Genomic DNA, 9,926 nt, shown 5'->3' with positions numbered 1-9,926 from the left:
TCCCCTGGCTCAGGAAAGCCTCGGCCCGCTCACGGCTGGGCTTTTCCACAAAACGGCGAACGGGCTGAAGGCCGAACCCGTCCGAGCGGGAATCGGCTTCGATGTAGCCGTAGCCGGTCTCCGGGGCTGTGGGTGTGACGCCGAAGGTGACCAGGCGTCCCCCCAGGGCGGCGGGAACGGCCTGGCAAACGGCGGCGCGGAAGGCATCGGCATCGGCAATGGCATGGTCGGCCGCCAGCACCAGCACCAGGGCATCCTCCCGACTCGTCGCCATGGCCTGGAGGCTGGCGACGGCCACCGCCGGCGCCGTGTTGCGACCCACAGGCTCCAGCAGAATGGCGGCGGGCTCCACGTTGACAGCCCCCGTCTGCTCGGCGGCAATGAAGCGATGGGCATCGTTGCACACCAGCAGAGGCGGTTGTAATCCCGGTAGCCCCGCCAGGCGCAGAACGGTCTGCTGGAGCATGGTGTTGCGACCCACAAGGGACAGAAACTGCTTGGGGTAGGCGGACCGGGACAGGGGCCAGAGGCGGGTGCCAACGCCCCCACAGAGGATTACCGGAACCACCGCCGGGGGTGACGCCATCAGGATTCGGGCTGATGAGCCGAGCCTATGGCATCCACGGGCATGGGCTGCGCCTCAACGGGCAGCAGACCCGGAGGCGGGCACAGCAGGAGCCACCCCTCCTCAAGACGAACCTGGGGAACAATGGCCTCCACAAAGGGCACCAGGACGGATTGCCCCCCATGGCGCAGACGAATCTCCAGCAGATCGTTGCCCCCGTGGAGCAGGTTCACCACCGTGCCCAGGGCCGGACCCGACGGATCCAGGCGCGCCTCCAGACCCTCCAGGTCCAGCAGGTGAAATTCTCCCGCCCCCATGGCCGGCCGGGTGGAGTCATCCGCCAGCAGCCGGCGCCGCACCAGCGCTTCAGCCTGGTTCCGTGTCTCAATGCCCTTGAGCCGGATGCCGTAAAGACCCTTGCGGGGCAGGCGGCGGCCCCGCAGCAACTCAACCGGCCGGGGCGGCTCGTCCAGCTTCCGTAACCAACGGGGACCAGGCTTGAGGAAACGCTCGGCGAAATCACTGCAGGGCAGAATGCGCAGTTCCCCCTTGAGTCCCTGGGCGGCCACCACCAGCCCAATCTCGATCAGGGGGGGAGTGACGGTCATGAACCGGCGCTCACCAGGACTTGCGGCAGGCCGGATCCAGGGTGTAGACTGGGAAAAAGCCCAGGCAAAACCATGGAAACGGCAAGAGGATTCAGGAAGTTGCGCCCGCCTTTACGTCTACGCCTCGGTCTCGTGATTCTGGGGCTTGCGGCGGCCATGGCGGCTGGGCCGAGGATTTTGCGTCCCACCCAGGCCAACCCCTCCGGTCTTCTCAATACCGTCAAAAACAACCCCGCCATGGTCGAGGAACTCTGCCAACAGTTCGAGACTATCAATTCCAGCGGCAGTAGCGTCTACTCGTCCACGGGCCTGGAACAGGTGGCCGCAAGCCAGGGAATCAGCACCGCCGATGCCGAGATTCTCGTCACCTATGTCGTGGGTCTCCACTGCCCTGACGTGACTTGAAGGCGAACCCTGCGGGGATAATGGGAAGAGCATCCCATGGGTGCTGTCGGGGCGCCATATGACGTGATCCACGAGCAACGCCGGTTGGTGTTGCCGGATGGCGTCCCCCTGCAGGCCGGTTGTTGGCGCCCCCGACACGGGGGGCCATGGCCGGCCCTGCTGATGCGGCAGCCCTATGGGCATGCCCTGGCCTCCACCATGGTCTATGCCCACCCCGCCTGGTATGCCGCCCAGGGCTACCTGGTGGTGGTGCAGGACGTGCGGGGCTGTGGCGACTCCGGCGGCACGTTCCGCCTGTTTGCCAACGAAGCCCGGGACGGGAGCTGCACCCTGGCCTGGCTGCGGGCCCAGCCGGATTGTAACGGCCGCATCGGTTGCTACGGCTTTTCCTACCAGGGCTTGACCCAGTTGCTCTGGGACGGTCCGGACGCGCCGGATTGCACGGCCCCGGCCATGGCGGGCCTCAGCCTGCAACACCACTGGTGCCGGGACGGCCGGGCGGATTGGTGGGCCCTGGGGCTGGCCTGGGCGTTGCAACTGGCGGCCGCAGCCTGTCAGCGGCGCGGGGACGGGGTGGCCTACGGCCGCATCCGCAAGGCCCTTCACCGTCAGGATTTTCTTGAGGAGGGTTGGGAGCTTCTCCAGCAGGTGGACCCCGGGAACCACCTGTTGCGCTGGTGGTCGGGGGACTGGGAATCACCCGTAGCGGATGGGGGCCTGGCCGCCGTCCTGCGGCGACCCATGCTGCTGATCGGGGGGTGGTACGACCCCTATCTCCGGGGCGTCATGGCGCTCCATGACCGGAGCCTGAAGGCCGGTGGCCGCCCCCGGTTGGTGGTGGGTCCCTGGACCCATGGCAATTGGCGCGGCGGCGGACTGGATCAGCGGCACCTGGCCTTCTTTAACCATCACTTGAAGGATTGCCCCCCGGCCCAGTCCCGGCGCCCTGTCCAGTTGTTTGACGTGGGACGCGGTCGCTGGTGGGGCGGTTCCCACTGGCCCCCACAGGCGCCGGGACGCTGTTGGTTGAGGGGCGAAGGCCTCAGTGGGGTGGATCCCCAGGCCGGCCGGCTGCTGCTGGAGCCGGAGCAAGCCATGGGGGGAGGCCGGGATCAACTGGTGCTGGATCCATGGCGACCCACCCCGGCCCGGGGCGGACATCTGGACCTGCAGGCCGGCCCAGCGGACCGCCATGACCTGGACTGCCGCAGCGACGTGCTCACCTTCACCACCATGCCTTTGCCCCATGCCCTGACCCTCGGCGGCGCCGTGGAACTACGGCTGAAGGCCGCCAGTGAGGGACAGGGTTTTGATCTCTGCTGCGCCCTGTCCCAGGTGCGGGAGACGGGGGGACGGACACGGGTGGAACAACTCACGATGGGGGTGGAGCGCTGGCTGGGTCCCCAGGCCCAGGATCTCACTTGGCGGTTGGTTCGCTTTCAGCCGCTGCTGCGGACAGTGCCGGCGGCGGTGCGGCTCCGCCTGTCCATCGCCTTGGCGGGGTGGCCCCTGATCGGGATCAATCCAGGTAACGGCCGGGCGCCCCACACCGTGGCGGCCCACGAGCGCCAGGTGGTGGTGGTGCATTTCCGCTGGGATGAAGCCTGCCTGCAGTTGCCGTTGCAGCAGCAGGATCCGGCCACAGCGTAGGCTCCTAGGAATCTGCATTCTCCCTGTGGGTGAACACCAAGGGTTTATTCAAGCGGTTGAACGGCTGGCCAACTGCCGTCACCACGACCCCTACGCAATTCTCGGCCCCCACGCTCTCCCCGGCGGCGGCCATGTGGTGCGGGCCTGGCTCCCGGACGCGGAGCGTGTGGACCTGGCGCTTCAAGACCGGATGCTGCCCATGGAGGCGGTTCACCATCCCTGGCTGTTTGAGCGGGAGCTAGCGACGGATCCCGGCTGCGCCTACCAACTGCAACTGCTGCGGGGCGGCATCAACAGCCGTCAGCACGACCCCTACGGGTTTCGTCAGGAGTGGATGGGGGAACTGGATCGCCACCTGTTTGCCGAAGGTAATCATCATCACATCTGGACCCGCATGGGGGCCCATCGGCTGGAGCAGGCCGGGGTGAGCGGCGTACAGTTCTGTCTCTGGGCCCCCAATGCGGTCAGCGTGTCCGTCATTGGCGCCTTCAACGGCTGGGACGGGCGGATGCATCCGGCACAACAGCGCAGCGGCGGCATCTGGGAACTGTTTGTCCCGGGTCTGGGGGAAGGGGAACTATACAAATACGAGATCCACACCCGCCATGGGCATCCCTACGCCAAGGCGGACCCCTACGGGTTCCACCATGAGGTGCGCCCGGCCACAGCCTCCGTGGTGGCGGAGAACCGCTTTGTCTGGGGTGACGAAGCCTGGATTCGTGAGCGGGATGGCCGGAACCCCCTGGAGCAGCCCATTGCCGTCTATGAGATGCACCTGGGAAGCTGGCTCCATGCCGACGCGGCCCAGCCCTATGTGGAACCGGACGGCACGGCGCGTTCACCGGTCCCTGCCAACGACATGAAGCCGGGGACACGGCTGCTCACCTACATGGAACTGGCGGATAAGGTGATCCCCCACGTGAAGGCGCGGGGTTTTACCCATATTGAGTTGATGCCCGTCACGGAGCATCCCTTCGAGGGCTCCTGGGGGTATCAGGTGACGGGTTGGTATGCCCCCACCAGCCGCCATGGCAAGCCCGACGAGTTCCGGGCTTTTGTGGATCGCTGTCATCAAAACGGAATTGGCGTCATTCTGGACTGGGTGCCGGGGCATTTTCCAAAAGATAATCATGGCCTGGCATACTTTGATGGTGATTTCCTGTATGAACATGCTGATCCACGCATTGGCGAGCATAAGGAATGGGGCACGTTGATTTTTAATTACAGTCGCAACGAGGTGCGCAATTTCCTGGTTTCCAGTGCCCTGTTCTGGATCAGTGAGTTCCATATTGACGGAATCCGTGTGGATGCGGTTGCCTCCATGCTCTACCTGGATTATCTCCGGCCAGAGGGAGAATGGTTACCCAACAAATATGGTGGCCGCGAGAATCTGGAGGTGGTGAATTTCCTTCAACAGCTCAATGGAACCCTCTTCCATTACTTCCCCGGGATTCTTTCCATTGCGGAAGAGTCAACCGAGTGGCCAGGTGTTACCCAGCCCCCTGGTGAGCATAGCCGTGATGCCTTGGGCTTTAACTTGAAATGGAATATGGGTTGGATGCATGATATGCTGGATTATTTTGCCATGGATCCATGGTTCCGACAATTTCATCAGAATCTCATTACCTTTTCCATGATGTATTACTATAGTGAGAACTTCATGTTGGCTCTTTCCCATGATGAGGTGGTGCATGAGAAGAGTAATCTACTGCATAAGATGCCAGGGGATGATTGGCGGAAGTTTGCCAACACCCGCGCCCTGCTCGCTTACATGTGGACCCACCCTGGTAAGAAAACAATTTTTATGGGCATGGAATTTGGCCAGCGGGGTGAATGGAATGTCTGGGATGATCTGGAGTGGAATAAGCTACAATATCCCGATCACCGGAAACTGATGCGGATGATTGATGACATTAATGTTCTCTACAAATCAGAGCCGGCCCTCTGGCGGGAAGATTTCAACACCAACGGTTTTCAATGGATCCATTGTGATGATAATCGTAACGGTGTGATCAGCTTCATGCGCAGAGACGAGAAAAGTCAGCGCTGGCTGGTGATTGTGTGTAATTTCACCCCGAATCCCCACAAGAACTATCGAATCGGTGTGCCCCTGGAGGGTTGGTATAGAGAGGCTTTCAACAGTGACGCGGAAATCTATGGGGGCAGTAATCTGGGTAACCTGGGGGGGCGCTTTACAGACCCCTGGCCGATGCACAGCTATGCCCATTCCCTGGATCTATGCCTGCCCCCCTTGAGCACCGTGATCTTCCGCCACAGCCGCCATGGTCCTGACGAGGGGGAAGGAAGCGCCGTAGCCACTGTGGATGCAACCCCCGGCAATGGCCAGGAAAGGTAAGAAAGAAAGAAAGATAAGAGCATCCCCGGCGCCCCTCCCTGATCCGGGACCGGGGTTTGAACCGCTTTCTCACAACAGGAAATACCGCTGCGCCATGGGCAACATCCGGGCAGGTTCACAGGTGAGCAACCGGCCATCGGCAAACACCTCGTAGGTTTGAGGGTCCACCTGGATGGACGGGGTGGCGGTGTTCAGCTTCATGGCGGTCTTGCCGATGCCCCCACGGGTGTTGCACACGGGCACACAGGGGGTTTGCAGGCCCAGCCGGTGGGGGAGATCCCCATCCACAGCCGCCTGGGAGACGAAGGTAAGGCAGCTTGGAGCCAGGGCGGCGCCGAAGCCGGCAAACATGGGGCGGCCATGGACGGGCTCCGGGGTGGGGATGGAGGCGTTGGGATCCCCCATCTGGGCCCAGACAATGGAGCCCCCCTTGAGCACCAGTTCAGGCTTGACGGCAAAGAAGCCGGGTTTCCAGAGGCAGAGATCCGCCAGTTTGCCCACCTCCACGGAACCCACCTGGCTGTCAATGCCGTGGGCAATGGCGGGGTTGATGGTCACCTTGGCCATATAGCGGCGGATGCGATGGTTGTCGTTGCGGTGGTTGTCTTCCGGCAACGCACCCCGCTGCACCTTCATTTTGTGGGCCGTCTGGAAGGTGCGGGTAACCACCTCCCCCACCCGTCCCATGGCCTGGGAATCACTGGCAACGATGCTGAAGGCCCCCAGATCGTGGAGAATATCTTCTGCGGCAATGGTTTCCCGGCGAATGCGGGATTCGGCAAAGGCCACGTCCTCGGGAATGCCGCGGTCCAGATGGTGGCAGACCATCAGCATGTCCAGGTGTTCCTCCAGGGTGTTGGCGGTGTAGGGGCGGGTGGGATTGGTGGAGGAGGGCACCACGTTGGCCTCGCCACAGATGCGGATGATGTCCGGCGCATGACCGCCACCGGCCCCTTCGGTGTGGAAGGTGTGAATGGTGCGTCCGGCAATGGCGGCGATGGTGTCTTCCACATGGCCGGCTTCGTTGAGGGTGTCCGTGTGGATACACACCTGCACGTCGAAGCGGTCCGCCACCGTCAGACAACAGTCAATGGCGGCCGGGGTGGAGCCCCAATCCTCGTGGAGCTTGAGGCCACAGGCCCCCGCCCGCACCTGTTCCTCCAATGCCTCCGCCTCACTGGCGTTCCCCTTCCCGAAAAACCCCAGATTCACGGGCAGCCCCTCGGCCGCCTGCAACATCCGCGCCAGATGAAAGGCGCCCGGCGTGCAGGTGGTGGCGTTGGTGCCGGTGGCGGGTCCGACGCCCCCGCCCAGCATGGTGGTCACCCCGCTGGCCAGGGCGGTTTCCACCTGCTGGGGACAAATGAAATGGACGTGGCTGTCAACGGCGCCGGCGGTGAGGATCTGCCCCTCGCCAGCAATGATCTCCGTCCCCGGACCAATCACCACGTCCACCCCGTCCTGAATATCGGGGTTGCCCGCTTTGCCGATGGCGGCAATCCTGCCGTCCCGCAAACCCACGTCCGCCTTGACGATGCCCCACCAATCCAGGATCAGGGCATTGGTGATGACCGTGTCCATGGCGCCGTCCCCACGGCTCGCCTGGCTCTGACCCATGCCGTCCCGGATCACCTTGCCGCCGCCGAATTTCACCTCCTCCCCATAAATGCAACGATCCTGCTCCACCTCCAGGATCAAGTCCGTATCCGCCAGCCGCAGGCGATCCCCCACGGTGGGGCCGTAGGTTTCTGCATAGACGCGGCGATCCAGGGGATAGGCCATGGCGGGGTGGGGAAGACAGGGGGTGGAGTGAAGGGGGTGGCGTGTGGTCAGAGGGGGCCGTTGATGTGGCCGTTGAAGCCGATGACGCGCCGCCGCCCCCCCATGGGAACCAGCCGCACCAGCCGCTCGTCACCGGGTTCGAAGCGCATGGCGGTCCCTGCCGGCAGATCCAGGCGCATCCCCCGGCAGGATTCCCGGTCAAAGGTCAGGATGCTGTTCACCTCGTGGAAGTGGAAGTGGGATCCCACCTGAACGGGCCGGTCCCCCGGATTGGCCACCAGCACCTGGTGGGTGGGCCGGTCTGCATTGAGCAGGATGACGCCGGGTTCAGGCAGCAGTTCGCCGGGAATCATGGGGGACATGGCGGGGTGGTTGGTGTGATGGACGGGTGTGTGGCGCGGGCTAGCGGATGGGCTCGTGGAGGGTCACCAGCTTGGCGCCGTCGGGGAAGGTGGCTTCCATCTGCACCTCCCGGATCAACTCCGGCACCCCCTCCATCACCTGGTCCCGCCCCAGCCACGTGGAGCCCTCCGCCATGACCGCCGCTACGGTTTTGCCGTCCCGGGCCGCCTCCAGGATGCAGAAGCTGAGCCATGCCACCGCTTCGGGATGGTTCAGCCGCAGACCGCGCTTGAGACGCCGCTCCGCCAGCAGAGCCGCGGTGACGGTGATCAGCTTGTCCTTCTCCTGGGGGGTGAGGTGCATGGTCAGCAGGGGGCAACGCCATCTGCCACCATTGTGCCGGGCGACAACAGGAGGGTTTCCTGCAAGGGCCAGACCCGGGGCGCAACAGGGGGCGGTTCCCCCCGCCACTGGTGGATCAAGGCCCGGATGCGCACAAACCAGCAGCGGGCCGCCTGGGTGGAATCCCCCCGGTAGCGGCAGCAGAGGAGGTCTCCCCCATCATCGTGGACGACCCCCGCCTCCATCTCGCCGGGAAGATCTCCCCGGGCCTGACGGCAGGCGTCCACGGCCAAGGCATCCAGCCGCAGCCCACCGGCCCAGTTCAACATCCCCACCACCGCCTGCCCCGCCAGGCCGTGGGGCCGTTGCCGGGAGGCGCCGTCAAGGCCCATGGGGTCCCCCAGCAGCAGGCGCTGTCCACGCCACAACTCCAGGCGCGAGCGCCAGCAGCCTCGCCCAATGGTTTCATTCGCCGCTGTGCGCCCCAGCCGCACCACCTCCGCCCCCAGCCAGGCGCCGGATCCCTGCAACTCCACCCGCTGGTCCTGCTCCAGCAAACCATGGGCAAACACCACCGTCTCCTGGGGAAACCAACTGAGCCATGCCCCGTCCTCCACCCGACAGACGAGTTGTTGCCGGGCCCAAGCGCCCTGGGGATGGAGTCGGGAGCGCCCCACGCTGCCGTAGACCTTCTGGGCCGCCACACTGGTGAGCAGAGCGCGGCTACGGGGGGCCAACCGGCAGTCCACGTGCAGCATGTCGCCTCCCACCAACCCGCCTGCGGTATGGAGAAGGGACAACTCACAGGTGCTGCCGTGGTTCACCGCACGGGAGAGTTTCAAGGGGGCGGTACATCCCCCCTGGTACACTGTGCGCTCCCCGGAGCGGTGGAATCGGATGGAGGCGTTCCCTTGCCAGCATTGCCGATCCACGGTTCGCTTACGCTTTCAAGTGAAGAGGCATTGAATCTTCCCAGGCCGGGGTGGGGCGCCCTGTAGCAACGGTGACAGGATAGGGGGATGTGGGAGGCTTGCCGAAGTCGGGGGAAACATGAACCGGCTCAGCCCTGGCAAGGGGAATTGGCGCTCGATTCCACCAGCGCCATACACAGATCCGGCGCAGTTTAATAGATCGCCCCGGCAGCATGAAAGGCGGAAAAGGCGTACAAGTCCCGATCAGCGGATCATGTTGGTGGTGATCTCGAATTTTTCAAGTATTGTTCATGATCTTGTCACCATGGCGGAGTTGTACGGGTAGGTGGGCCAGTCCGGTTCGTATTCCGGTTCTGCTTGATTGCCCCATGCTTGCCATCCTTTGCGAGTCCCCCGCCCGAACAGCTCCAGGTACGGCCCCCAACTACAACTCTCAATCAGGCTGTATTGCTCATCAGGCTTGCGGGAGTGCTCCTGTTTGCGGCTGGCAATGAGGTTCACCTGACTGCGGCCAGGGGGTAAAGTACGGGCATTCTTTCCCTTGATACCAAACAGGATCATCTCCGTAACATTGCGAAAATAGAAACCGACGCCCCGCCCGTCCGATCCGCCGTCTTTCCTCACTTTGTGCCAGATTAAATTGGTTTTGTACTGGAATCCCCAGGCTTTCAATGTTGACAGTCCTTCAGGCAGCAAGGCATTCGGTACCCACAGATAGCAGTGGGCAGCTTCCGTCATGAAGTTTGCCACCGGCAAGGCAGCTATTTCCTCAAACGATAGAGTATGGTAACGGGCAAGACGCCGGTGCTCCGGTGCTATTTTTCCGGTTCTGTTGGTAAATCTCCAGGGTGGATCGGCAAGCACGGTCCCAAAGGTCTGTCCTTGCAAACTTGCAGCCAAATCGACGGAAGGGGATTGCATCACGCAAGGGAGGGAACCAGCAA

The 9,926-nt window shown here is 63.4% G+C and carries 10 protein-coding genes; 3 read left to right on the top strand and 7 right to left on the bottom strand.

The annotated features are described in order from the left end of the window. Together BG35_RS0103380 and rimM are read right to left on the bottom strand one after the other, a co-directional pair. A partial coding sequence (locus tag BG35_RS0103380) for a sugar phosphate nucleotidyltransferase (RefSeq protein ID WP_025781707.1) occupies positions 1-586 on the bottom strand: 586 nt, incomplete at its 3' end. Continuing rightward, complete coding sequence (rimM, locus tag BG35_RS0103375) at positions 586-1,173, bottom strand: ribosome maturation factor RimM (RefSeq protein WP_025781706.1); 588 nt, start codon at positions 1,171-1,173, stop codon at positions 586-588. The genes BG35_RS0103380 and rimM, both read right to left, overlap by 1 nt. Positions 1,174-1,305: 132 nt before the next feature. Between rimM and BG35_RS10055 the strand changes: the two genes are divergently transcribed. The 3 genes from BG35_RS10055 to glgB are packed head-to-tail and all read left to right on the top strand — an operon-like array spanning position 1,306 to position 5,584. Beyond that, positions 1,306-1,578: a DUF8664 family protein gene (locus BG35_RS10055; protein WP_236619761.1), complete on the top strand. Its 273-nt coding sequence runs from the start codon at positions 1,306-1,308 to the stop codon at positions 1,576-1,578. Positions 1,579-1,614: 36 nt separating this feature from the next. Further along, on the top strand, positions 1,615-3,228 hold the full coding sequence (locus tag BG35_RS0103365) for a CocE/NonD family hydrolase (protein ID WP_071994770.1): 1,614 nt from the start codon (positions 1,615-1,617) through the stop codon (positions 3,226-3,228). 25 nt (positions 3,229-3,253) lie between these two features. Then, a complete protein-coding gene (glgB, locus tag BG35_RS0103360) occupies positions 3,254-5,584 on the top strand; it encodes a 1,4-alpha-glucan branching protein GlgB (protein WP_025781703.1) in 2,331 nt (776 codons plus the stop codon). A 69-nt stretch (positions 5,585-5,653) separates the two neighbouring features. On the opposite strand, the gene ureC is transcribed toward glgB, so the two are convergent. The 5 genes from ureC to BG35_RS0103335 form a co-directional block, all read right to left on the bottom strand. After that, positions 5,654-7,366 carry an urease subunit alpha gene (gene ureC / locus BG35_RS0103355; protein WP_025781702.1) on the bottom strand — a complete coding sequence of 571 codons (1,713 nt, stop codon included), beginning with the start codon at positions 7,364-7,366 and terminating at the stop codon, positions 5,654-5,656. 47 nt (positions 7,367-7,413) lie between these two features. Continuing rightward, positions 7,414-7,728, bottom strand: coding sequence for an urease subunit beta (locus BG35_RS0103350; protein WP_025781701.1), 315 nt, complete (start codon positions 7,726-7,728; stop codon positions 7,414-7,416). A 40-nt stretch (positions 7,729-7,768) separates the two neighbouring features. Continuing rightward, positions 7,769-8,071, bottom strand: a complete 303-nt coding sequence (locus tag BG35_RS0103345) for an urease subunit gamma (RefSeq protein ID WP_025781700.1) — start codon at positions 8,069-8,071, stop codon at positions 7,769-7,771. 2 nt (positions 8,072-8,073) lie between these two features. Beyond that, positions 8,074-8,982, bottom strand: a complete 909-nt coding sequence (locus BG35_RS0103340; RefSeq protein ID WP_051506123.1) for an urease accessory protein UreD — start codon at positions 8,980-8,982, stop codon at positions 8,074-8,076. Positions 8,983-9,270: 288 nt separating this feature from the next. Further along, positions 9,271-9,926 (bottom strand): MT-A70 family methyltransferase (locus BG35_RS0103335; RefSeq protein WP_236619760.1); only part of this gene is annotated, 656 nt, incomplete at its 5' end.

This window comes from Candidatus Synechococcus spongiarum SH4 (assembly GCF_000586015.1).
Classification (GTDB): domain Bacteria; phylum Cyanobacteriota; class Cyanobacteriia; order PCC-6307; family Cyanobiaceae; genus Synechococcus_B; species Synechococcus_B spongiarum_F.
This window is presented reverse-complemented; position numbering and strand designations above follow the sequence as displayed.